The sequence below is a fragment of the Mycolicibacterium novocastrense genome (assembly GCF_001570485.1).
GTDB classification, from domain to species: domain Bacteria; phylum Actinomycetota; class Actinomycetes; order Mycobacteriales; family Mycobacteriaceae; genus Mycobacterium; species Mycobacterium novocastrense.
This window is the reverse complement of sequence record NZ_BCTA01000036.1, coordinates 653,610-676,756: the sequence shown is the minus strand read 5'-3', so window position 1 is coordinate 676,756 and position 23,147 is coordinate 653,610. Positions and strand designations below refer to the sequence as shown.

Below are 23,147 nucleotides of genomic sequence, written 5' to 3'. Positions count from 1 at the left end.
CGTCACGCCTTCGGTACCTGTCGCCGTGCCCTCCACGCCTTGAGTAGTCCGGCGCACCCGACGCGGATGCGGCGAGTTGTGCCGACGGTGGCGCGCTGGCTGAACACGGCGAAGTCGATTTGCTCGATACGGTCCAGGATTTCGGAGTACAGGGTGAGGGCGACCGACACGCAGGGGCGCGACCGCGGGCTCAGGTGGGCGATGCCGCGCCGCGCGAAGTCGTACACGCGCCGGTTGATGGCGTGCTGTTCGACCAGCGCCCGGCGCACCTTCGCGTCGGTGCGCCGGTTCTCGTGGCACCAGGTCAGCACATCCCGGTCGACCCCGTGGGCGGCGAGTTCGTCGGCGGGCAGATAGACCCGGCCGCGCTCGAGGTCTTCGTCGATGTCGCGCAGGAAATTCGTGAGCTGGAACGCTTTTCCGAGTGCTGCCGCATACGGCGCGGCCTCTTCGAGCGGGCCGACGGTGCCCAGTACGGGGAGCAGTTGTAGACCGATGACCTCCGCCGAGCCGTACATGTAGCGATCGAGGGCGGCGCGGTCGGGGTAGTCGGTGACGGTCAGGTCCATGCGCATGGAGCCGAGGAAGTCGTCGAACAGTTCCCACGGGATGCCGTACCGACGGGCGCAGTGCACCACGGCGGCCAGACAAGGATCACCGTCGTCGGTGCTGCCCTGCGCGAGCCGGTTGAACAGCTGTGTGGCCAGCCGCTGCAACTGATCGGCGCGTTCGTCCATGCTGATGACGGGATCGAAGTCGTCGAGGATGTCGTCGGCGCGGCGGGCGAACCCGTACAGCGCGTGCACGGCGGGGCGCTGTTCGGGTGCGAGCAGCCGGGTGGCCAAGAAGAAGGTGCGGCCGTGTTCGGCGTTGATCGTGCGACAACGGCGATAGGCCTCGCGCAGTGCCGGGTCGTGTACGCCCGCGGCGTCGAGTTCGGAACCGATCATGCTTGCACCACCTGGCTTCGGGCCCGCCGGACTGGCAGGCCGGTGATTCGGTCGGCCGCCAGCCGCCCGGACAGCAGCGCGGTCGGCACGCCGACTCCCGGAACGGTCGACGAACCCGCCAACACCACGTTGGCGACGCCGCGAACGGTGTTGGCGGGACGGAACGGGCCGGTCTGGCCGAACGTGTGGGCCAACGCGAACGGGGTTCCCGCGGCCATCCCCTGGCGTGCCCAGTCCGCGGGATCCACCACGTGCAGCACCTCGGGGTCGAGCCCCACCTGCGGGAGCCGCGAGCTCACCACGTCCATCATGTGCCGCACGTAGTCCTCGCGCGCCGACGCCCAATCGATATGGCCGACTGCGAGGTTGGGGGCGGGAGCCAGGACGTAGAGCAGATCCCGGCCCGTGGGTGCCAGCGACGGGTCCCCGGCGGTGGGTCGCGTCACCAGCAGCGACGGGTTCGACATCACGCGTCCGTCGTCAATGATGTCGGTGAACGTCTTCTCCCACTCGTCGCCGAAAACGATGGTGTGGTGTCCGACGTCCGGACCCACTGCGCGGCAGCCGACGTGGGCCACCACCGCCGACGGGGCGGGCCGCAGCGGCAGCGCACGTCGCGGCGTGCGACCGAGCAACCGGTAGGTGTCGGGCAGTTCGGTGGTCAGCACCACCGCGTCGGCGGTGACCCGCTCACCGCCCTCGGTGTGCACTGCGACCACCCGGTCGCCGGTGCGCTCCAACGCCGAAACCGCAGAGCCGTAACGGAATTCGACACCGGCGTCGGAGGCGGCCGCGGCCAGTGCATCGGGCAACACGCGCACACCACCGCGGGGGAAGTACACGCCGGAGATCGTGTCCATGTAGGCGATCACCGCATACACCGCCAACGCCCGGTGCGGCGGCACACCTGCGTACAACGCCTGAAAGGTGAACACCCGCTGCAGTCGCTCATCGCTGATGAATCGGCGCACCATCCTGTCCCACCGCCGGAAGCCGCCGATGGCGGTCAGCCGGGCGAGCTGCGGTGTCAGAAGCGACAGCGGTGAGTCGAAGTTCGCGGCGATGAACCCGTCGAACTCGACGCGGTACAGCTTGGTCAGCCAATCGCGAAGGCGCAGATAACCCTCCGCTTGGTCGGGACCGGCGAAGCCCTCGATCTCGGCGGCCATCGCGCCCGCTTCGGCGCGGACGTGAAGTGAGCTGCCGTCGGTGAACGAGGCACGGTAGGCGGGGTCGACGTTCATCAGCTCCAGTCGGTCCGCGGCGGTCTCGCCGACGGCGGCGAATGCGTCGTCGATGATGTCGGGCATCGTCAGCACGGTCGGGCCGGTGTCGAGGCGGTACCCGTTGATATCGGCGCGGCCGACGCGCCCTCCCGGGTGATGTCCGCGTTCGAGGACCGTCACGCGTCGACCTCGCCCGGCGAGCTGTAGCGCCGCCGACAGCCCGGACAACCCTGCGCCGACCACGACGACGTGGTCGGTGCGGCCCGCGACGGTGCGCATCATGCGGCCCGTTCGGTGCAGGCGACGGCCATGTCGGCAAGTGCGGTGCGGATCAACGGATTCAGTTGCCGGGTGTCGATCAGCTCGAGTGCGCGGGTGAGCCGCGAATCGATCAGCTGTTCAACCCATTCCAGTGCGCCGGTCGCGACGATCAGTTCGCGCCACCGGCGGATGTCTTCGTCGTCGAGATCGGAGGCGCTCATCAGACGGGTGAGGTCGCGGCGACAAGTCGCGTCGGCGAGGCGGTAGGCGGCCACCACGACGCTGGTCGCTTTGTGTTCGAAGAGGTCGCTGCCCGCCGGCTTACCGGTGATCTCAGGAGAGCCGAAGATGCCGAGGACGTCGTCGCGCAGTTGGAACGCCTCGCCGACCGCTTCGCCGTACTCGCCGAGCAACATCAAAACCCCGGGCGGGCATCCGGCCATGTCGGCGCCGATCTCGAGCGGTCTGCGCACGGTGTAGTTGCCGGACTTACGCCGCAGCACGTCGAGAACCCGTTCCCATTCCGGGAATTCGGCGGCGTCGTTGACCAGGTCGGCGAACTGGCCGACGGCGAGTTCGGTGCGCATCGCGTCGTATCTCTGCCAGCCGCGCGCCAGGGCAGCCTCGTCGACGCCGCTTTCCCGCAGCATCTGTTGGCCCCACACCAGGCACAGATCACCGAGCAGGACGGCCGCGGCCTCGCCGAAACGCTCGGGCGAGCCCGACATTGCCCGCTCGCGGTGCCACTGCGCGAATCTGACGTGAGCCGACGGGCGCCCGCGCCGCAGTGCGGAGCCGTCCATCACGTCGTCCTGCAACAGGGCGAACGCGTGCAGTAATTCGAAGCTCGCCGCGGCCCGCAGCGCACCGGGATCGTCGTCGGCGTTGGACAACCAGCCCAGGTAGGCGAACGTCGAGCGGACGCACTTTCCACCGTCGACGAAATCCTGCAGGACGTCAGCGGCGATATCGACGCCGGCCGCCTTGAGATCATCGGCGCAGCGCGTTTTGACGAATTCGTTGAGTGACCGAAGCACCTCATCGCGTATGGCGTCGCGCCATTCGGGGAAGGCTCTGGTCATCAGCCCTCTTGGCGGAGCGGCGAGGTCTGACACCGACAGGAGCGGGGTCTGCGTGTTTCCGTTGATACCGCGCAAGCAGCGTCCCCTTCACTCGATGCGATGCAAGTACCCGAATCGGCCGAACTCAATCGGGGTACCCCTTCTCACCGCACCTATGCATCGAATTTGCATCGATACGTAAGCCGCCTTCGGCTCAGGGAGACAATGCGGGCATCGTCTTGATGCCGAACTCGCGTCGCAACACGGTGCGTGCGGCGAAATAACCGGCCATGCCGTGCACTCCGCCGCCGGGTGGCGTGGCCGACGAGCACAGATACGCCTTGGGGATGGGTGTGGTCCATGGATTGAAGCGAGGAGTCGGCCCCGTCAGCGCATGCATGAGGGTGTTGCCGCCAACGCCGATGTCGCCGCCGACCAGGTTGGCGTTGTGTTCTGCCAGGCGCGCGGCGGGAACGGATCGGACGGCCACCACGATGTCGCGGAAGCCCGGCGCGAAGCGCTCGAAGATGTCGGTGACCCGCCCGGCCTGGTCGACGGTCGACCCGTTCGGGACGTGCGCGTAGGTCCACAGCGGTCGACGGCCCGCGGCGTCGACGCGACTCGGATCCTCCAGGTGCGGCTGCGCGGCGAGCACCATCGGCCACTCCGGGTGCCGCCCTGCGACGATCTCGCGTTCGGCGTGGGCCATCTGTTCACGGGTGCCGCCCATGTGCAGCGTGGGGGCCCGCCGTAGACGCTCGTCGGTGAACGGCACATCCTCGGAGAGCACGAAGTCGACCTTGGCGACGCCGGGGCCGAATCGATACCGCTGCAACGCTTTTGCGTAACGGCGGGGCAGCTTGTCGCCGTAGATGCGAGCCAGTGCGGTGGGTGCCGTGTCGAAAAGTGCAACACCCTCGGGTGGTTCGGTGACCTCGTGACCGGCCGTGATCACGCCGCCGTGAGCGCGCAGATCGGAGATCAGCGCATCGACGATGGCCTGACTACCCCCGACGGGGATGGGCCAGCCGACGGTGTGCGCGAGCGTGGCCAACATGAGGCCGCCACCCGCCGACACCAACGACGGCATAGGCGAGATCACATGTGCGGCAACGCCGCTGAACAATGCGCGCGCATCGACACCCTTGAGCGCACTCCACGCGGGTGTGCCCTGTTCGAGCAGCCGGCTGGCCACCTGGACAGCGGCGATCGGGTTGTTCGGCACCGAGCGTTTGTCGCCGAGCAGCAGGTCGAGAACGGCGCCGTCGCGTTCGACCATGGGCCCGAAGAACCTGCGCCACGAGTGCCCGTGCTCGAGCTCCGCGACCGTCCGGTCGAGGTCGTGGTAGCCGATCGCGGCGGGTGCTCCGGGAAGTGGATTGGCGTATGAGACCTCGGGCACCTGCAAGTCCACGCCACGGGCGGGCAGGTCGAAGTCGGCCAGGAACGGCGACGCCAGCGCGAGCGGGTGCACGGCCGAACAGATGTCGTGGGAAACGCCGGGAAACTCCGGGTCGGCAAGTGTGCGCGCGCCGCCTCCGAGGGTCGGCTGCGCCTCGAGCACCTGCACCGACAACCCGGCCCTGGCGCAGATGACGGCCGCCGCCAAACCGTTGGGTCCACTGCCGACGACGGTGACATCCACGCTTGCGGTTCTCCCACTCACCACGCTTGCGGTTCTCCCACCCACCACCCGAACATTCAAGCCCATTAGGCTGACCGCGTGAGTCTGCCCGTTGTATTGATCGCCGACAAATTGGCCGAATCGACGGTCGCCGCCCTCGGTGACCAGGTGGAGGTCCGCTGGGTCGACGGTCCCGACCGGCCCAAGCTGCTGGCGGCGGTCGCCGAAGCTGACGCGCTGCTGGTGCGCTCCGCGACGACCGTCGACGCCGAGGTACTCGCCGCCGCGCCCAAGCTCAAGATCGTCGCCCGTGCCGGAGTGGGGCTCGACAACGTCGACGTGGACGCCGCCACCGCCCGCGGTGTGCTGGTCGTCAACGCGCCGACCTCGAATATTCACAGCGCGGCCGAGCACGCCCTGGCCCTGCTGCTGTCCGCGGCGCGCGAGATCCCGGCCGCCGATGCGTCGCTGCGCGCGCACACCTGGAAGCGCTCGTCGTTCTCGGGCACCGAGATCTACGGCAAGACCGTCGGCGTGGTCGGTCTGGGCCGCATCGGTCAGTTGGTGGCTCAGCGGCTGGCCGCGTTCGGCACCCATGTCGTCGCGTACGACCCGTACGTGTCGGCGGCCCGCGCTGCACAGCTCGGCATCGAGCTGCTGAGCCTCGACGAGTTGTTGGAGCGCGCGGACTTCATCTCGGTGCACCTGCCGAAGACGCCGGAGACCGCGGGACTGATCGGCAAGGAGGCGCTGGCCAAGACCAAGCCCGGCGTGATCATCGTCAACGCCGCGCGCGGCGGCCTGATCGACGAGGACGCACTGGCCGAAGCGGTGCGCTCCGGTCATGTGCGCGCGGCCGGCATCGACGTGTTCGCCACCGAGCCCACGACCGAGAGCCCCCTGTTCGAGCTGCCGCAGGTCGTGGTGACCCCGCATCTCGGCGCGTCCACCGCCGAGGCGCAGGACCGGGCGGGCACCGATGTCGCGGCCAGCGTGAAGCTCGCGCTGGCCGGGGAGTTCGTTCCCGACGCGGTCAACGTCGGCGGGGGAGTGGTCGGTGAGGAAGTCGCACCGTGGCTCGATCTCGTCCGCAAGCTCGGCCTGCTGGTCGGAGCGTTGTGCGACGAGCTGCCGGTGTCGCTGGCGATACAGGTCAAGGGTGAGCTCGCCGCCGAAGACGTTGAGGTGCTTCGGCTTTCGGCGTTGCGCGGACTGTTCTCGGCGATCATCGAAGATCCCGTCACATTCGTCAACGCGCCCGCGCTGGCCGCCGAGCGCGGCGTGCAGGCCGAGATCAGCACCGCGAGCGAGAGTCCCAACCACCGCAGCGTGGTGGACGTGCGGGCCGTCTACGCCGACGGTTCCACCGCAAATGTCGCGGGCACGCTGACCGGCACCGACCTGGTGGAAAAGATCGTCCAGATCAACGGGCGCAATTTCGACCTGCGTGCAGAGGGCATCTACCTGATCGTCAACTACGTCGACCAGCCGGGCACGCTCGGCAAGATCGGCACCGTCCTCGGGTCGGCGGGCATCAATATCCACGCCGCCCAGTTGAGCGAGGACGCCGAAGGTCCCGGCGCGACCATCCTGCTGCGTATCGACCGCGACGTTCCCGCCGATGTCCGGTCCACCATCGCCGAAGAAGTCGGGGCGAAGATGCTGGAAGTGGTTGATCTGTCGTGAGTTCGGCCATGAAGCTGGCGATCATCGCGGGCGATGGGATCGGCCCGGAGGTCGTCGGGGAGGCCGTCAAGGTTCTCGACGCGGTGCTTCCCGGCGTGCACAAGACGCCCTACGACCTCGGCGCCCGCCGGTACCACGCCTCCGGGGAGGTGCTGCCCGACTCCGTGCTCGACGAGCTCCGCGGGCATGACGCGATCCTGCTGGGCGCGATCGGTGACCCGTCGGTACCCAGCGGCGTGCTCGAACGCGGTCTGCTGCTGCGCATCCGGTTCGAACTCGACCACCACGTCAACCTGCGGCCCGGCCGTCTCTATCCCGGCGTGAACAGCCCGCTGGCGGGCAACCCCGACATCGACTTCGTCGTCGTGCGGGAAGGCACCGAGGGTCCCTACACCGGTACCGGCGGCGCGATCCGTGTCGGGACACCGCACGAGGTCGCCACCGAGGTCAGCGTCAACACCGCTTTCGGTGTGCGCCGTGTCGTAGAGGACGCGTTCGTCCGCGCCCAGAAACGTCGCAAACATCTGACGCTGGTGCACAAGAACAACGTCCTGACCTTCGCAGGCGCGTTGTGGTGGCGCACCGTTCAGGAGGTCGCCGCCGACTTCGGAGACGTCGAGGTCGCCTACCAGCACGTCGACGCCGCGACCATCCACCTCGTCACCGACCCGGGCCGTTTCGATGTGATCGTCACCGACAACCTGTTCGGCGATATCGTCACCGACCTCGCGGCCGCGGTGTGCGGGGGTATCGGGCTGGCGGCCAGCGGCAATATCGATGCCACGCGCACCAATCCGTCGATGTTCGAACCCGTGCACGGCAGCGCGCCCGACATCGCGGGCCGGGGGATCGCCGACCCGACTGCGGCGATCATGTCGGTCGCACTGCTGCTGGCCCATGTCGGCGAGACGGATGCGGCCGCGCGCGTCGACAAAGCCGTCGAGCAGCATCTGGCCACGCGCGGTGACCAGAAGCTGTCCACCACCGCTGTCGGCGACCGGATCGCGGGCTATCTATAGGCAAGGCCTATAAACAGGACGTTATCGATTTCGGCGGGCACACCGCTCCATATACCCCTGGGCGCTCAGGTGCCACGGCGGCCTCAGAACCTCTCGGGTGCCCGGGCACTCCGGACACTCAGGTGCTTTGGCCGCCCAGAACCTCGGGTGCCCGGGCACTCCGGACGCTCACTACCCCCGGCGACTACGTCCCCGTACTGCCCAGCTCTCAGCGAATAATTCGCTGCCAGCGAATTATTCGCTCGTAGGCGGGCAATGGCAGAAGTGGTCCCGGGGAGGGGGAGACTGAGGACGCCGGCGTGAACAGCCCCCGCCCCGAACTCGGCCACCGAATCACAGCCCCCGCGCAGGCTCCGGCGAACCCGAGGGGTCAGGGGGCACGAGCGGGATCGCCGCCAGCGGGAACAACGCGCAGATGGCGAACGCCGCCGGATAACCGGCAACCCCGATCAACGCACCGAACGTGGGGGCCGCGACGGCCGATGCGAGATGCTGGCTGGTGTTCTGGGTGCCCAGGGCACGACCGCTCCAGAACGGCCCGGCAATCTCGGCGATGGCGGTGAACGCCAAACCGTTGTCGGACACCGTGATCACCGAGGCGACCACCATCGCCGCCACCGCGACGGGGGACTTCAACCAGTCCGACAACGCGAGTGCCGCCATGCTGAGCGCCGCGGCGGCGGCAATCGCACGGATCGGGCGAAGCCGTTGACCCAACCGGTCGGACCAATGCCCCGCCGCGATACGTCCTCCGGCACCGAGCAATTGGGCCACCATGACGAGTAGGCCGGCCGAGCCGGCCGACCAGCCGTGCTCGGACATCAACCACACGAGCGTGAATGTCCACACCACCGCCTGGGGCACGACGAGCAACACCGAGACGGCGTGAATACGCCACAGCACCGAAGAGCCTCGATAGGGGTTCGTGAGATGTTCGATCGGCGCCTCGGAACGCGGCGGCCGTGGCGGATCGATCACCGCGACCAGGCACACCAGCGCCGACACCGCGCACACCCCCGCTGGAAACAGCAACGCACCGGTCACACCATGGCTTTCGGCCAGCCGCGGAATCACCAGTGCTCCCAACCCGACGCCCAACGGGGTGGCCGTCTGCCGGATCCCCATGGCCAGGCCGCGTTGTTCGACCGGGAACCAGCCGACCACCAACCGGCCGCTGGCCGAGTTGCTGCTCGCAGCCGCCATACCGCCGAGGAACAGGAAAGCGCCCGCGCCGACCAGGGATTCGGAGAAGGCAGCGGCGAAGGCGGCCGCGGATATCAGCACCGAGCCGACCGTCAGCACAATACGCTCGCCGTAGCGGTCGACGACATAACCCCACGCGATCAACGTGGTCACCAGCCCGAAGCCCGGCATCGCAGAGAGCAGACCGGCCGCCGCGAGGTCCAGGCCCCTTTCGCTGTGCAGCGTCGGAATGAGGAAGGCCGCACCATTGGTGAACACGTTGGCGCTCGTCGTCGCCGCCAGCGCGATACACAGCAACGACCATCGACGGGCGGTGGTGAGCGGCTCGGCGGACATCGGACCATCGTGGCACAGCGATCTCACCATGCTGAATCGTGTTCTCATATGCCGAGACAAGGCTGTCGTGGGAGCGGTCGGCGGCCGCTACCAGGCCGGCTACTAGGCTGAACGCCATGCGCCTTGGCCGAATCGCCAGCCCCGACGGTGTCGCCTTCGTCAGCGTCGAGGGTCCACCCGACGACCCCGCTCAGGCGATCGCGCGGGAAATCGCCGAGCACCCGTTCGGCAATCCCCAGTTCACGGGTCGGCAGTGGCCGCTGGCCGATGTGCGCCTGCTCGCCCCGATCCTCGCGACCAAGGTGGTGTGCGTGGGTAAGAACTACGCCGCCCACATCGCCGAAATGGCCGCACGCGCCGGCGACGGTTCGGCGCCTGCCACTTTCGACGACCCGATCATCTTCATGAAACCCAACACCGCGATCATCGGTCCGAACGTGCCGATCCAGCTGCCCGCCGACGCGGATCCCGTGCATTTCGAGGGCGAGCTCGCCGCGGTCATCGGCAGGCCGTGCAAGGACGTATCGGCCGCCCGCGCGGCGGAGAACATCCTGGGTTACACCATCGCCAACGATGTCTCGGCACGCGATCAGCAGCAGAAGGACGGCCAATGGACCCGCGCGAAGGGGCATGACACGTTCTGCCCGGTCGGGCCGTGGATCGTCACCGACGTCGATCCCTCGGACCTGCAGATCCGCACCGAAGTCAACGGTGTCGTCAAGCAGAACAGCAGGACGTCGCTGATGATCCACGACGTCGGTGCGATCGTGGAATGGATATCCCGGGTGATGACATTGTTGCCGGGCGATTTGATTCTGACCGGGACGCCGGAGGGTGTCGGCCCGATCGAGGACTCCGACACCGTGAGCATCACCGTCGAAGGCATCGGAACGTTGACGAATCCGGTTGTGCGCAAAGGGAAGTGATGACAAGTGATGTCCGGGTGCGGTTCTGTCCGTCACCCACGGGTACGCCGCACGTCGGCCTGATCCGCACCGCGCTGTTCAACTGGGCGTACGCCCGCCATACCGGCGGCGCCTTCGTGTTCCGCATCGAGGACACCGACTCGGCGCGCGATTCCGAGGAGAGCTACCGCGCGATACTCGATGCGCTGCGATGGCTCGGACTCGACTGGGACGAGGGCCCCGAAGTCGGTGGTCCCTACGGGCCATACCGGCAATCGGAGCGACTCGATCTCTACCGCGATGTGATCGCCCGGCTTCTCGAAGCCGGCGACGCATACGAGTCGTTCTCCACACCTGAGGAAGTCGAAGCGCGTCATCTGGCCGCGGGGCGGAATCCCAAATTGGGCTACGACAACTTCGACCGCGACCTGACCGAACAGCAGCGGACGGAGTTGCGCGCCCAAGGCAGGCGCGCCGTGGTGCGGTTGAAAATGCCCGACCAGGACATCGGCTGGCGCGATCTCGTGCGCGGGGAAACGACGTTCCCGGCCGGATCGGTACCCGATTTCGCGCTGACCCGCGGTAACGGGGAGCCGTTGTACACCTTGGTGAATCCGGTCGACGACGCGCTGATGAAGATCAGCCACGTGCTGCGCGGTGAGGACCTGCTGTCATCGACGCCCCGCCAGATCGCGCTGTATGAGGCTCTGATGCGGATCGGCGTAGCGGACCGGATCCCCGAGTTCGCGCACCTGCCAAGCGTTCTGGGAGACGGCAACAAGAAGCTGTCCAAGCGCGATCCGCAGTCCAACCTGTTCCTACATCGCGAACGGGGCTTCATCCCGGAAGGCCTGCTGAACTATCTGGCCCTGCTGGGGTGGGGAATCGCCGAGGACCGCGACGTTTTCAGCCTCGACGAGATGGTGGCGGCCTTCGACGTCGCCGACGTCAACTCGAATCCGGCCCGGTTCGACCAGAAGAAGGCCGACGCGCTGAACGCAGAACACATCCGGATGCTGAGCGAACAGGAGTTCACCGCCCGTCTGAGGGCCTACTTCACCGAGCACGGTCACGACACCGGCCTCGACGATGACCGCTTCGCCGAAGCCGCCGCGCTCGTGCAGACCCGCATCGTGGTGCTCGGCGATGCGTGGGACCTGTTGCGGTTCCTCAACGACGTGGAGTTCACGCTCGACGAGAAGTCGGCGGCCAAGGAGTTGAAGGCCGAGGCGGTGGCGGTGCTCGACGCCGCGCTGGGCGCCCTGGAGAACGTCGGCGACTGGAGCACCCCGGTGATCGAGGCGGCGCTGAAGGAGGCGTTGCTCGACGGCCTCGGGCTCAAGCCGCGTAAGGCGTTCGGCCCGATCCGCGTCGCCGCGACGGGCTCATCGGTCAGCCCGCCGCTGTTCGAATCGCTCGACCTGCTGGGGCGCGAACGCAGCCTGGCCCGACTGCGGGCCGGCCGCGAGCACGCCGCTGCGGAAGCCGAGGCGTGAAAAGCGCGTTGAAAATCTTTGGTAGTCTGCACGTCGGTCCGATACCGCGCGCGAAGGCTTCCACCGGCCGCGCAAGGGGGGCCAAATAGGCCCGTGACCTGCGGTTACGGACAGCCAATGGGGTATGGTGTAATTGGCAACACAGCTGATTCTGGTTCAGCCGTTCTAGGTTCGAGTCCTGGTACCCCAGCCAATGACCGTGATTAGGCCGACAAATCTCGCTGAGATATGCTGGCCATCCGGAAACCAGTTCTAGCCCCCGTCGTCTAGCGGCCTAGGACGCCGCCCTCTCACGGCGGTAGCGTGGGTTCGAATCCCATCGGGGGTACAGATTTCGCGTTCTCTGCGAATTGCGTCACTCTCACAGGCGTCGCGCCAGGGCGTCGGCAGCGGCCAACAGATCGGCGGCCCACCGCGCCCCCGGCCGCCGGCCCATCCGGTCGATCGGCCCGGACACCGATACCGCGGCGATGACCACGCCGCGTCCGTCACGCACCGGAGCCGAGACACTCGCCACACCCGGCTCGCGTTCGGCGGCGCTCTGCGCCCATCCACGCTTGCGCACCTCGGCCAGCGCGCGATCGGTGAACTTCGCGTTCGGGAGTACGGCCTGCTGGGTGGCCGCGTCGGCGTACGCCAGCAGAACCTTGGCGCCGGAGCCCGCCGTCATCGGCAGCGTGCTGCCGACCGGCACGGTATCCCGCAGCCCGGCAGGAGGTTCCAGCGCCGCCACGCAGATCCGTGAGGTGCCTTCGCGGCGGTAGAGCTGCACGCTCTCGCCGGTGATCTCCCGCAACCGGGGCAGGACGACCGCGCCCGCGGCCACGAGCGGATCGTTGACCTGTCCGGCCAACTCGGTCAGGCCGGGACCGAGCCGCCAACGGCCATCGCCGTTGCGCGCCAGCAGGCGGTGGGTTTCCAGGCCCGCGGCAAGCCGGTGCGCCGTGGCGCGCGGCAAGCCCGTGCGCTCGCACAGTTCGGCCAGCCCGCAGGGCGAATCGGCGACCGCGTGCAGCACCCCCACGGCTTTGTCCAATACGCCGATGCCGCTATCCTGTCTCACAAGGAGATACTAACGTCCCAGATTGTGAGATAGTCAAGATGTCGACCGATGTTTCCAGTGCTGCCCGCGGGCGCGGTGACACACCGCGCACGTTGGCCGAAAAGGTGTGGGCCGACCACGTCGTCGTCGAGGGCGGCGGTGAAGGCGCTGCGCGCGAACCCGATCTGATCTACATCGACCTGCATCTCGTGCACGAGGTGACCAGCCCCCAGGCGTTCGACGGGCTGCGGTTGGCCGGGCGTCCGGTGCGCAGACCGGATCTGACCATCGCCACCGAGGACCACAATGTGCCGACGGTCGACATCGACAAGCCGATCGCGGACCCGGTGTCGCGCACACAAGTGGAGACCCTCCGGCGCAACTGCGAAGAATTCGGCATCCGGTTGCATCCGATGGGCGATGCCGAACAGGGCATCGTGCACATCATCGGACCGCAACTCGGATTGACGCAGCCCGGTATGACGGTTGTGTGTGGCGACAGCCATACCTCGACGCATGGAGCGTTCGGCGCGCTGGCGATGGGGATCGGCACATCGGAGGTCGAGCACGTACTCGCCACGCAGACCCTGCCGTTGCGCCCGTTCAAGACCATGGCAGTCAACGTCGACGGTGAGCTTCCCGACGGAGTGAGCGCCAAGGACATCATTCTCGCCGTGATCGCCAAGATCGGTACCGGCGGAGGGCAGGGCCACGTCATCGAATACCGCGGCAGCGCCATCGAATCGCTGTCGATGGAAGGCCGGATGACGATCTGCAACATGAGCATCGAGGCGGGTGCGCGGGCCGGCATGGTGGCACCGGACGACACCACGTTCGAGTTTCTTCGCGGGCGTCCGCACGCCCCGCAGGGCGAACAGTGGGACCAAGCGGTCGCCGCTTGGCGCGGCCTTCGCACTGACGAGGGTGCCGAATTCGACACCGAGGTCTACATCGACGCCTCGACCCTGAGCCCGTTCGTCACGTGGGGTACCAATCCGGGCCAAGGGGTGCCGCTGTCCGATTCGGTACCCGACCCGGAGTTGATGTTCGACGAGGGGGAACGGCAAGCGGCCGAAAAGGCGTTGGCCTACATGGACCTTCGACCCGGCACCGCAATGCGTGACATTGCGGTCGACACCGTCTTCGTCGGCTCGTGCACCAATGGCCGCATCGAGGATCTGCGGGTGACCGCGGACGTGCTGCGCGGTCGCAAGGTCGCCGACGGGGTGCGCATGCTGATCGTGCCCGGATCGATGCGCGTGCGGCTGCAGGCCGAATCGGAAGGGCTCGGAGAGATCTTCACCGCCGCTGGAGCGGAGTGGCGACAGGCGGGTTGTTCGATGTGCCTGGGGATGAACCCCGACCAGCTGTCCCCGGGTCAACGTTGTGCATCGACGTCCAACCGGAATTTCGAGGGCAGGCAAGGCAAGGGCGGTCGTACGCATCTGGTGTCTCCCGCCGTCGCGGCGGCCACCGCGGTGCGCGGCACGTTGTCCTCGCCCACGGACCTGACCGACTGATAGGAGCACAGGGCATGCAGGCTTTCCACACCCACACCGGCATCGGCGTCCCACTGCGTCGGTCGAATGTGGACACCGATCAGATCATCCCGGCGGTCTACCTGAAGCGAGTTACACGAACGGGTTTCGAGGACGGACTGTTCGCCGCCTGGCGCAACGACCCGTCGTTCATTTTGAACCTGCCCCCGTTCGACAAAGGTTCGGTATTGGTCGCCGGCCCCGATTTCGGCACCGGCTCGTCACGCGAACATGCCGTGTGGGCGCTTATGGATTACGGCTTCCGGGTCGTCATCTCGTCCCGCTTCGCCGACATCTTTCGGGGCAATGCGGGCAAGGCCGGGCTTCTGGCGGCCGAAATTCCGCAAGACGATGTGGAAATTTTATGGAAGCTCATCGAGGAGCAGCCAGGCCTGGAAATCACTGTGAATCTTCAAGATCGAACCATCGCCGCCGGAACGGTTATGGTGCCGTTCAGAATTGACGACTATACGGCCTGGCGATTGCTCTCCGGACTCGACGATATAGGCCTTACGCTGCGCAAATGCGATGATATCGCGGCTTATGAAGCGCGCAGGCCGGACTGGAAACCGCGGACTCTGCCGACCGGATAAGGGCGGTCGGTGAGCCGAAATCACCGTCTGTGAACCCGGTTCTCCGGGGCCCCTCTGGAGGTCAAGGGGGGCAAGAAAGTTCGCTGGCTTCGCCTGAAACTGCGCGTGGCTCTTGGAAATCAATGGGGAATGGGTTTACCGTGTCCTCTAGTCGGTCCAAAGAGGACCACTGGTTTCCGGAGGTTATGCATGAACAAAGCAGAGCTCATCGACGTACTCACGGAGAAAATGGGCTCGGATCGTCGGTCGGCCACCGCCGCGGTGGAGAATGTCGTTGACACCATCGTGCGTGCGGTGCACAAGGGTGACAGCGTCACTATTACCGGCTTCGGCGTTTTCGAACAGCGCCGCCGCGCAGCACGCGTCGCGCGTAATCCGCGCACCGGCGAGACCGTCCGGGTGAAGCCCACCTCCGTGCCGGCATTCCGGCCCGGCGCTCAGTTCAAAGCCGTTGTCTCTGGGGCGCAGCGCCTCCCGGCGGAAGGACCAGCAGTGAAGAGAGGCGTTACGGCGGGAAGTGCCCGCAAGGCGGCCAAGAAGTCGGCGGCCAAGAAGTCGGCCGCGAAGAAGGCTCCGGCCAAGAAGGCCGCGACCAAGCGGACGGCAGCCAAGAAGACCGCTGCCAAGAAGTCGCCCGCCAAGAAGGCCGCGACCAAGCGGACGGCAGCCAAGAAGACCGCCGCCAAGAAGTCGCCGGCCAAGAAGTCGGCCGCGAAGAAGGCTCCGGCCAAGAAGGCCGCGACCAAGCGGACGGCAGCCAAGAAGACCGCCGCCAAGAAGTCGCCGGCCAAGAAGGCCGCGACCAAGCGCGGCCGCAAGTAGTATCGACCGGACACGCCGTGGGTCTGCGCGACCCACGGCGTGTTCGCGTTTTGCGCCCACCAAAACATCTACGGCTCAATCTTTCCGGGCGGGTGTCCGCCCGGAATTTGCATTCAACGTGTGGACGTCATTTCACGGCGAGTGGGCTGCCCATGTGGTCCGCCGCGATCAACCGGCCGTTGTGAAGCGACATCACCCAGGTGCTGCCCTTGCGATTGCGCGACTTGTCGGGCCGCACACCGTCGCGCTCGCACCACCATTCGATGAGGTCCGGAATCACCTTGCCCTGAGTGCAGATCACCGGCGTGCCAGGGGTGCCGGCGATCTCGAGGAAGCGTTGCCGGGCCGCCTTGCGGTTGTCGGCGTACGCCTCCTCGGTCAGCAGCTCGTCGCTTCGGATCGTCTTCCCGAGTTCTTCTGCCAGTGGCTCCAATGTCGACACACAGCGCACTCTGTCCGCCGCGAACAACTGGTCGGCGCCGAAGGCGAGCAGCATCGCGACCAGTGACTGCGCCTGCGCGCGGCCGTTCTTGTCCAAGGGCCGTTTGCGGTCATCGCCCTTGAACCGGGACTTACTGCCGGCGGTGGCGTGGCGGACGATCAGCACCGTCTTGGTGTCGGCCGGATGCTTCGCGAAGCGGCGCAGCACCTTTCGGTCGTGTGGATAATTTAGTTGTTTGATCGCCGTCGGCAGGGGTAACCACTTGAGCTCATCGACTTCGTCGTTCGGGTGGAACTCGCCGCCGACCACACGCGCCGCCCAGTAGCGCACCTTCTTCTTGCCGTCCTCGACGGGATAGCTCACCGAACTGAGGCGTCGGCCGAGATGCGCCGCGTACCCGGTCTCTTCGCGCACCTCGCGCACGGCGGTCACGGGCTCGGTCTCCCCGGGGTCCACCTTGCCTTTGGGCAGCGACCAGTCGTCGTAACGAGGGCGATGGATCAGCGCGACTTCCGGCGCATCGGGTGCGCCGTTGGGCCGCCACAACACCGCCCCGGCGGCCAGGATCGTCTCCGTATCGGAGGCGGTCTCGGATATCCGCTTCGGCACCTCAACTCCTGCAGATCATTCTGGGCACCCGCGGCCCACGACGACGATTGTGAAAGTCCCTGGCGGTGAGGAAGTCCGTCATGGTTGCCGGTGGCGCTCCATCAATGAGACCTGATGGTCGCGAACCGTGTGACCCGCCTGCGGCGACGCCGTCCACTTACCGTCGACGCCCAACTCCCAACACCGGGTGGAGGGGTCCATCGTCGACTCGAAGATTTCGTGCAGTTGCGCCTTCAGCCGCGGATCTTTGACTTCGGCCATCACTTCGACGCGCCGATCGAGATTGCGATGCATCATGTCGGCGCTGCCGATCCAGAATTCGTCGATCGCGCGGAAGTGGATGATCCGCGAGTGTTCGAGGAACCGGCCGAGGATCGAGCGGACGGCGATGTTGTCCGAATACCCAGGGGCATGTGGTCGTAGCGCGCAGATACCCCGGACGACCACCTCGACCCGCACACCGGCCTGCGACGCGCGGTACAGCGCATCGATGACCTGCTCGTCCACCAACGCGTTGGCTTTCAGCCTGATCCGCCCCTCGGCGCCGTCGCGGGTGGCGACGATCTCGCGTTCGATGCGTTCGATGATGCCCCGCCGGACACCTTGGGGGGCCACCAGAAGGTTGCGGTAGGAGTCCTTGCGCGAGTATCCCGTCAGCGAGTTGAACAGGTCGGTGAGATCCGCGCCGATGTCGGGCGCGGCCGTCAGCAGTCCGATGTCCTCATACAGCCGCGCAGTTTTGGGGTTGTAGTTGCCGGTGCCGATGTGGCAGTAACGCCGGATCAGCGACCCCTCCCGACGCACCACCAGACACGTCTTGCAGTGAGTCTTGAGTCCGATGAGCCCGTACACGACGTGCACGCCGGCACGCTCCAATGCGCGTGCCCACTTGATGTTGGCCTGCTCGTCGAACCGGGCCTTGATCTCGACGAGTGCGACGACCTGCTTACCCGCGGCCGCAGCGTCGATGAGCGCGTTGACGATTGGTGAGTCACCCGAGGTGCGGTACAGGGTCTGCTTGATCGCCAATACGTTCGGATCCGCCGCGGCCTGTTCGATGAACCGCTGCACGGTGGTGGAGAAGGAGTCGTACGGGTGGTGCACCAGCACGTCGCCGTCGCGCAGTGTCGAGAAGATGCTCTTGGGTGTCTCCCGCTCGCCGAACGCCGGCGGGGTGGCCGGCACGAACGGCCGGTCTTTGAGGGCGGGGCGATCGAGATCGTAGATCTGCCACAGCGAGGACAGGTCGAGCAACCCGGGCACCTCGATGACATCGCCCGGCGCGACATCGAGTTCGCGCAGCAGCAATTCGAGCATGCTCTCGGTCATGTCGTCGGAGACTTCCAACCGGACCGGGGAACCGAATCGACGTCGGGCCAGCTCCCTTTCGAGCGCTTGCAGCAGGTCTTCGTCGCGGTCCTCTTCGACCTCGAAATCGGCGTTGCGCGTGATGCGGAACGCGTGGTGCTCGACGATCTCGAGCCCGGGGAACAGGACATGAAGGAACGCCGCGATCAGTTCCTCCATCGGCAGGAAGCGAACGATCCTCGTATCGCTTTCGCGGGCGGCCAGTTCGACGAACCGTTCTACGTTGTCGGGCACTTTGACTCGGGCGAAGTGCTGCCCACCGTCGTCGGGATGCTTGACCGTGATCGCCAAATTCAGGCTCAGGCCACTCACGAATGGGAACGGGTGGGCCGGGTCCACGGCGAGCGGTGTCAGTACCGGGAACACCTGCTCGTGAAAATAAGTGGACAACCGCGCGCGTTCGGCCTCGTCGAGTTCGGCCCACGTGACGATCACAATGCCTTCGTCGGCCAGCGCAGGACGCACCGAATCCAGGAACACATGGGCGTGCCGGTTGGCGAGGTGCTGCGTTCGCTCGTTGATGCGACGCAACTGTTCGCGGGGGGAGAGCCCGTCGGCAGAGCGCACGGACAAACCCATCTCATCGCGACGCTTCAGTCCGGCGACCCGGACCATGTAGAACTCATCGAGATTCGACGCGAAGATCGCAAGGAACTTCGCCCGCTCCAGCAAGGGGAGCGACGTATCGGCGGCCAACGCCAGCACGCGGGAGTTGAAGTCGAGCCAACTCAACTCGCGGTTCAGGTAGCGGTCTTCGGGCAGCGCGTTCTCGACGGCGGGGGCGGTTGCCGCCGGTGGGGCTTCGGGCGCCGAGTCACCGGAGTCCGACCGCATCGTTCGGACGCTTGCCGACGGTGGTTCGCCGTCGCTGTCACGAACCTGGATCCCGGCTTTCGTCATGCCTGCGATGATCCCCTATCCAACGGTCTTCGTGCCAGCGCGCAATTGAACGGTTCATCTCGAAACGGTGATGGCCGCCGCCGTCGCCGCACCGACACCGAGCCGACGCGCCACCAGCAGGTCATCGGGTGTGTCGATGTCACACCGCAGCCCCGGCCACGCGCCGGTGAGCTCGAGCGCGCCGGAGCGCCGGTGGCGTTGAGCGGAGTCGGCGCCGAAGTGCGGGTCCAAGGCGACCCCGAACGCGAACAATGCCGACGTGCCGGTGCCGTGCCGGTCACCGACGAAGCTGCGCGGGTGTTCGCGGGACGCCGCGACGGCCGCCGTCAGCTCGTGGGTCTGCAAAGCGGGCAGATCGCCTTGCAACACAGCGACGTTCGATGTCTCATGCCGGACTTCGGCTTCGGCGGCGGCGATCGCGTTGTTCAGCGGGTCCGGGTGGTTTTCGGGCGTCGGGTCGGTGAGCACGCGCGCGCCGAGGCGGCCCGCGGCCTCGGCGGCGGCTTCGTCCGGTGTGACCACCGTGACCGAGCGGATCGCCGGTACCGCCGACGCGGCGGTGATCGTGTCGATCAGCATCGCCAGCACGACCTTCTCGCGGGTGGGTGCGGAAAAGACGGGGGCCAACCGGGTCTTGGCCGCGGCGAGGCGTTTCACGGCGATCACCAATGCGATCTCGCCATCCGGTGACCCGCTCATGTGCGTCATCCTGCCAGCAGCCGGGGGCGGGTTACGCTGAAGGCGTGGTCGAGGCGGCGGTGATGGGGGCCGGTGCGTGGGGGAGTGCACTGGCGAAGGTCCTTGCCGACGCGGGCAACGAGGTCATGCTGTGGGCGCGTCATCAAGAAGTCGCCGACGAGATCAACGACACCCATCGCAACACCGGGTACCTCGGTGACACCGAATTGCCCAAGACCATAAGGGCGACCACCGATGCGGCCGAGGCGCTGGACGGCGCATGCACGGTGCTGTTCGCGGTGCCTGCACAGACGCTTCGGGCCAATCTCGAACAGTGGTCGGGGCGCATCGACGACGAAGTCACGCTGGTGAGTCTGGCCAAGGGCATCGAACTCGACACCCTCATGCGCATGAGCCAGGTGATCGTCCAGGTGACCGGCGCCGATCCGGCACGCGTCGCGGTGGTCTCCGGCCCGAACCTCGCCAGCGAGATCGCCGACGAGCAACCGGCGGCCACCGTGGTCGCCTGCAGCGACTCCGGACGGGCCGTCGCATTGCAACGGGCCCTTTCCACGCCGTACTTTCGGCCGTACACCAATGCCGACGTCATCGGCGCCGAAGTCGGTGGTGCGTGCAAGAACGTGATTGCGCTGGCATCCGGTATGGCGGCCGGGGTCGGACTGGGGGAGAACACCGCGGCCGCGATCATCACCCGCGGGCTTGCCGAGATCATGCGGTTGGGAATCGCGTTGGGCGCCAAGCCCGCGACCCTCGCCGGCTTGGCCGGGGTTGGTGACCTCGTCGCGACGTGCACATCCGGGCAATCACGTAACCGCACCTTCGGGCTGCGTCTGGGCCAGGGCGGCACGATGGAATCGGCCATGCTCGCCACAGGTGGCCACGTCGCCGAAGGCGTCGCCTCGTGCCAATCGGTGCTGGCGTTGGCCGAGAGCTACGACGTCGAGATGCCGCTGACCGATGCCGTATTCCGGGTGTGCCACAGGGGGCTCTCGGTCGACGAGGCCGTCATCTTGTTGCTCGGGCGCAGCACCAAACCGGAGTGACCGTGGACGGTCAGTACGGCGATTCCACTCGCAGCGTCAAATCCGTTGCTTCGGAAGTCGTTCCGGGACAGGCGGTGGCGCCGTCACCGGTTCCGGCGTCCACCTTCCACCTGTCGTCCGATCCCTCGGACCTGCAGGACTCCTATGGGCGCAGCTCGAATCCGACCTGGCGTCACCTCGAGTCGGCACTCGCACAGCTGGAGGGTGCCCCGTCCGCACTGGCATTCGGGTCGGGGATGGCCGCGATCACCTCCGTCCTGCGGGTGCTGGCCAAGCCGGGGCACAAGCTCGTCGTACCCGCCGACGGCTACTATCAGGTCCGTCGGTATGCCTCTGAATACCTTGCTGGACAAGGGGTTACCGTAGTTACCGCCGCCAGCGGCGAGATGTGCGCGGCATCGGCGGACGCGGATGTCGTTCTCGCCGAAAGCCCGGCCAATCCGGGCCTGGACGTCGTGGACCTGCACCACCTCGCGCTGCAGTGCCGCAGCCGGGGCGCCACGCTCGTCGTCGACAACACCACCGCCACCCCCTTCGGCCAGCAACCGCTTTCGCTGGGCGCCGACGTGGTCGTCGCCAGTGCCACCAAGGCGTTGTCGGGCCACAGCGATCTCCTCGCCGGTTATGTCGCGAGCGCGCACACCGACCTGATGGCAAAAGTGGAGCGTGAACGGCTGCACTCCGGTGCCATCCTCGGCGCCTTCGAGGCGTGGCTGCTGTCGCGAAGCCTGGGCACCGCGGGCCTGCGGTTCGAACGACAATGCCACAACGCGGCGGCGCTCGCCGTGGCGCTGCGTGCACACCACGCCGTGCGTGCCGTGCGCTATCCCGGCCTGCCCGATGATCCGGCGCACCGTATCGCGTGCGCGCAGATGAAACGGTTCGGCGGACTGATCGCCGTCGAGTTGGCCGACGCTGCGGCGGTACACCGTCTGGTCGAACGGAGTGCGCTGCTGATCGCGTCGACGAGCTTCGGCGGAATCCACACGTCGGTGGACCGCCGCGCCCGCTGGGGCGACGACGTCAGCGACGGATTCGCGCGCATCTCCCTCGGGATCGAAGACACCGACGACCTGGTCGCCGACATCGAGCACGCGCTGGGCTGACACCGGGGCCGGGCATCGCCGGACCAACCGGCCGGCGACGCGGACGGTAGCCTCTCTAGGTTGTGACTGCCCGCCATGATCCCGGAGCCGCCCGGCCGGCGACATCGGGCCGGAGCACCGGACGCGTCCGGGTTGCCGTCGTCTACGGCGGTCGCAGCTCCGAACACGCGATTTCCTGCGTATCCGCAGGCAGCATCCTGCGCAATCTCGATCCGCAGAGGTTCGACGTCGTCCCGGTCGGCATCACACCAGAAGGCGCGTGGATGCTGACCGACGCGCAGCCGGACAGCCTCGCAATCACCGATGGCCGCCTGCCGGAGGTGACCGCCTCGTCGGGCACCGAACTGACATTGGCCGCCGATCCCGGCCGAGGCGGGCAACTGATGTCGCTCGGCCAGGGTGCAGGGGAGATGTTGGCGACGGTCGACGTGGTGTTCCCCGTGCTGCACGGTCCGTACGGCGAAGACGGCACGATCCAGGGGCTCCTCGAGCTGGCGGGGGTGCCGTACGTCGGAGCGGGTGTACTGGCCAGCGCCGTGGGCATGGACAAGGAGTTCACCAAGAAGCTGCTGGGCGCCGCCGGACTGCCGATCGGTGATCACGAGGTGCTGCGACCCCGCCAGGACACCTTGAGTTTCGAGGCGCGGGAGCGGCTGGGCCTGCCCGTCTTCGTCAAACCGACGCGGGGAGGGTCGTCGATCGGCGTCAGCCGGGTCACGGCGTGGGATCAGCTGCCGTCGGCCATCGAACAGGCCCGCCGCCACGACCCGAAGGTCATCATCGAAGCCGCGGTGCCGGGCCGCGAACTCGAATGCGGCGTGCTCGAATTCCCCGACGGTCGGGTCGAGGCCAGTGCGCTCGGCGAGATCCGGGTCGCCGGCGTGCGCGGGCGCGAGGACGGCTTCTACGATTTCGCGACGAAATACCTCGAGGACGCCGCCGAACTCGATGTGCCCGCCAAGGTCGACGACGATGTGGCCGACGCGGTGCGACGGCTCTCGATTCAGGCGTTCAATGCGATCGACTGTCAGGGGCTGGCCCGCGTCGACTTCTTCCTCACCGATGACGGGCCCCTGATCAACGAGATCAACACGATGCCGGGTTTCACCACCATCTCGATGTTTCCGCAGATGTGGGCGGCCAGCGGTGTCGACTACCCAGCCCTGCTGGCCACGATGGTGGAAACCGCGCTCAAACGCGGTACCGGTCTGCGCTGAC

General features: G+C 67.1%; 19 protein-coding genes and 2 tRNA genes. 12 read left to right on the top strand and 9 right to left on the bottom strand.

Annotated elements, in window-relative coordinates; genetic code table 11:
* Nucleotides 1–2: 2 nt before the first annotated feature.
* The 4 genes from RMCN_RS16380 to RMCN_RS16365 form a co-directional block, all read right to left on the bottom strand.
* Entirely contained in the window at nt 3–950 is a 948-nt protein-coding gene (locus RMCN_RS16380; RefSeq protein ID WP_067390969.1) for a phytoene/squalene synthase family protein, read from the bottom strand.
* Nucleotides 947–2,455: a phytoene desaturase family protein gene (crtI, locus tag RMCN_RS16375; protein ID WP_067390965.1), complete on the bottom strand. Its 1,509-nt coding sequence runs from the start codon at nt 2,453–2,455 to the stop codon at nt 947–949. Before crtI ends, RMCN_RS16380 begins: the two co-directional genes overlap by 4 nt.
* Nucleotides 2,455–3,519 (bottom strand): polyprenyl synthetase family protein, encoded by a 1,065-nt coding sequence (locus RMCN_RS16370; protein WP_067390962.1) that lies wholly within the window; start codon nt 3,517–3,519, stop codon nt 2,455–2,457. The genes crtI and RMCN_RS16370 overlap by 1 nt, the downstream gene beginning before the upstream one ends.
* Nucleotides 3,520–3,712: 193 nt before the next feature.
* Nucleotides 3,713–5,143, bottom strand: a complete 1,431-nt coding sequence (locus RMCN_RS16365) for a phytoene desaturase family protein (RefSeq protein WP_067390959.1) — start codon at nt 5,141–5,143, stop codon at nt 3,713–3,715.
* A 78-nt stretch (nt 5,144–5,221) separates the two neighbouring features.
* Here RMCN_RS16365 and serA point away from each other — a divergent pair, with 78 nt between their 5' ends.
* A complete protein-coding gene (gene serA / locus RMCN_RS16360; RefSeq protein ID WP_067390956.1) occupies nt 5,222–6,808 on the top strand; it encodes a phosphoglycerate dehydrogenase in 1,587 nt (528 codons plus the stop codon).
* A gap of 8 nt (nt 6,809–6,816) precedes the next feature.
* On the top strand, nt 6,817–7,827 hold the full coding sequence (locus RMCN_RS16355) for a 3-isopropylmalate dehydrogenase (protein ID WP_067390953.1): 1,011 nt from the start codon (nt 6,817–6,819) through the stop codon (nt 7,825–7,827).
* 333 nt (nt 7,828–8,160) lie between these two features.
* Here RMCN_RS16355 and RMCN_RS16350 read toward each other — a convergent pair whose 3' ends face one another.
* Complete coding sequence (locus tag RMCN_RS16350; RefSeq protein WP_067390950.1) at nt 8,161–9,366, bottom strand: MFS transporter; 1,206 nt, start codon at nt 9,364–9,366, stop codon at nt 8,161–8,163.
* Nucleotides 9,367–9,482: 116 nt separating this feature from the next.
* Between RMCN_RS16350 and RMCN_RS16345 the strand changes: the two genes are divergently transcribed.
* The 4 genes from RMCN_RS16345 to RMCN_RS16330 all read left to right on the top strand — a co-directional run bounded on the left by RMCN_RS16345 (nt 9,483) and on the right by RMCN_RS16330 (nt 12,095).
* The gene (locus RMCN_RS16345) at nt 9,483–10,292 is read left to right on the top strand and encodes a fumarylacetoacetate hydrolase family protein (RefSeq protein WP_067390945.1); all 810 of its coding nucleotides are present in this window, start codon (nt 9,483–9,485) and stop codon (nt 10,290–10,292) included.
* Nucleotides 10,292–11,767 (top strand): glutamate--tRNA ligase, encoded by a 1,476-nt coding sequence (gene gltX / locus RMCN_RS16340; protein ID WP_067390942.1) that lies wholly within the window; start codon nt 10,292–10,294, stop codon nt 11,765–11,767. Before RMCN_RS16345 ends, gltX begins: the two co-directional genes overlap by 1 nt.
* Before the next feature lie 118 nt (nt 11,768–11,885).
* Nucleotides 11,886–11,960: transfer RNA gene (locus RMCN_RS16335), tRNA-Gln, on the top strand.
* Between the two features lie 62 nt (nt 11,961–12,022).
* A tRNA-Glu gene (locus tag RMCN_RS16330) sits at nt 12,023–12,095 on the top strand.
* A gap of 33 nt (nt 12,096–12,128) precedes the next feature.
* Here the strand turns inward: RMCN_RS16330 and RMCN_RS16325 are convergent.
* Nucleotides 12,129–12,830 (bottom strand): IclR family transcriptional regulator, encoded by a 702-nt coding sequence (locus RMCN_RS16325; protein ID WP_064414803.1) that lies wholly within the window; start codon nt 12,828–12,830, stop codon nt 12,129–12,131.
* Nucleotides 12,831–12,868: 38 nt separating this feature from the next.
* On the opposite strand from RMCN_RS16325, the gene leuC reads away from it, so the two are divergent.
* From leuC to RMCN_RS16310, 3 genes are all read left to right on the top strand, one after another.
* Nucleotides 12,869–14,329, top strand: a complete 1,461-nt coding sequence (gene leuC, locus RMCN_RS16320) for a 3-isopropylmalate dehydratase large subunit (protein WP_067390939.1) — start codon at nt 12,869–12,871, stop codon at nt 14,327–14,329.
* 14 nt (nt 14,330–14,343) lie between these two features.
* Nucleotides 14,344–14,940, top strand: coding sequence for a 3-isopropylmalate dehydratase small subunit (leuD, locus tag RMCN_RS16315; protein WP_067390936.1), 597 nt, complete (start codon nt 14,344–14,346; stop codon nt 14,938–14,940).
* Between the two features lie 189 nt (nt 14,941–15,129).
* Entirely contained in the window at nt 15,130–15,762 is a 633-nt protein-coding gene (locus tag RMCN_RS16310) for an HU family DNA-binding protein (RefSeq protein WP_064414805.1), read from the top strand.
* 127 nt (nt 15,763–15,889) lie between these two features.
* On the opposite strand, the gene mutT1 is transcribed toward RMCN_RS16310, so the two are convergent.
* The 3 genes from mutT1 to cofC all read right to left on the bottom strand — a co-directional run bounded on the left by mutT1 (nt 15,890) and on the right by cofC (nt 19,780).
* Nucleotides 15,890–16,813: an 8-oxo-(d)GTP phosphatase MutT1 gene (mutT1, locus tag RMCN_RS16305; protein WP_067390933.1), complete on the bottom strand. Its 924-nt coding sequence runs from the start codon at nt 16,811–16,813 to the stop codon at nt 15,890–15,892.
* A gap of 78 nt (nt 16,814–16,891) precedes the next feature.
* The gene (locus tag RMCN_RS16300) at nt 16,892–19,081 is read right to left on the bottom strand and encodes an RNA degradosome polyphosphate kinase (protein WP_064414807.1); all 2,190 of its coding nucleotides are present in this window, start codon (nt 19,079–19,081) and stop codon (nt 16,892–16,894) included.
* 54 nt (nt 19,082–19,135) lie between these two features.
* Entirely contained in the window at nt 19,136–19,780 is a 645-nt protein-coding gene (gene cofC / locus RMCN_RS16295; protein ID WP_067390930.1) for a 2-phospho-L-lactate guanylyltransferase, read from the bottom strand.
* Between the two features lie 44 nt (nt 19,781–19,824).
* On the opposite strand from cofC, the gene RMCN_RS16290 reads away from it, so the two are divergent.
* From RMCN_RS16290 to RMCN_RS16280, 3 genes are all read left to right on the top strand, one after another.
* On the top strand, nt 19,825–20,823 hold the full coding sequence (locus tag RMCN_RS16290) for an NAD(P)H-dependent glycerol-3-phosphate dehydrogenase (protein ID WP_067390926.1): 999 nt from the start codon (nt 19,825–19,827) through the stop codon (nt 20,821–20,823).
* A gap of 2 nt (nt 20,824–20,825) precedes the next feature.
* Nucleotides 20,826–21,929 (top strand): cystathionine gamma-lyase, encoded by a 1,104-nt coding sequence (locus tag RMCN_RS16285; RefSeq protein ID WP_067391235.1) that lies wholly within the window; start codon nt 20,826–20,828, stop codon nt 21,927–21,929.
* Nucleotides 21,930–21,991: 62 nt separating this feature from the next.
* Entirely contained in the window at nt 21,992–23,146 is a 1,155-nt protein-coding gene (locus RMCN_RS16280) for a D-alanine--D-alanine ligase family protein (RefSeq protein ID WP_067390924.1), read from the top strand.
* Nucleotide 23,147 lies beyond the last annotated feature (1 nt).

What these genes read in the sequence shown, in the direction of transcription:
- RMCN_RS16350 (WP_067390950.1), bottom strand. Translation starts at nt 9,366, where the DNA reads ATGTCCGCCGAGCCGCTCACCACCGCCCGTCGATGGTCGTTGCTGTGT.
- RMCN_RS16370 (WP_067390962.1), bottom strand. Translation starts at nt 3,519, where the DNA reads ATGACCAGAGCCTTCCCCGAATGGCGCGACGCCATACGCGATGAGGTG.
- cofC (WP_067390930.1), bottom strand. Translation starts at nt 19,780, where the DNA reads ATGAGCGGGTCACCGGATGGCGAGATCGCATTGGTGATCGCCGTGAAA.
- RMCN_RS16355 (WP_067390953.1), top strand. Translation starts at nt 6,817, where the DNA reads ATGAAGCTGGCGATCATCGCGGGCGATGGGATCGGCCCGGAGGTCGTC.
- leuD (WP_067390936.1), top strand. Translation starts at nt 14,344, where the DNA reads ATGCAGGCTTTCCACACCCACACCGGCATCGGCGTCCCACTGCGTCGG.
- crtI (WP_067390965.1), bottom strand. Translation starts at nt 2,455, where the DNA reads ATGCGCACCGTCGCGGGCCGCACCGACCACGTCGTCGTGGTCGGCGCA.
- leuC (WP_067390939.1), top strand. Translation starts at nt 12,869, where the DNA reads ATGTCGACCGATGTTTCCAGTGCTGCCCGCGGGCGCGGTGACACACCG.
- gltX (WP_067390942.1), top strand. Translation starts at nt 10,292, where the DNA reads ATGACAAGTGATGTCCGGGTGCGGTTCTGTCCGTCACCCACGGGTACG.
- RMCN_RS16345 (WP_067390945.1), top strand. Translation starts at nt 9,483, where the DNA reads ATGCGCCTTGGCCGAATCGCCAGCCCCGACGGTGTCGCCTTCGTCAGC.
- RMCN_RS16310 (WP_064414805.1), top strand. Translation starts at nt 15,130, where the DNA reads ATGAACAAAGCAGAGCTCATCGACGTACTCACGGAGAAAATGGGCTCG.
- RMCN_RS16300 (WP_064414807.1), bottom strand. Translation starts at nt 19,081, where the DNA reads ATGACGAAAGCCGGGATCCAGGTTCGTGACAGCGACGGCGAACCACCG.
- RMCN_RS16380 (WP_067390969.1), bottom strand. Translation starts at nt 950, where the DNA reads ATGATCGGTTCCGAACTCGACGCCGCGGGCGTACACGACCCGGCACTG.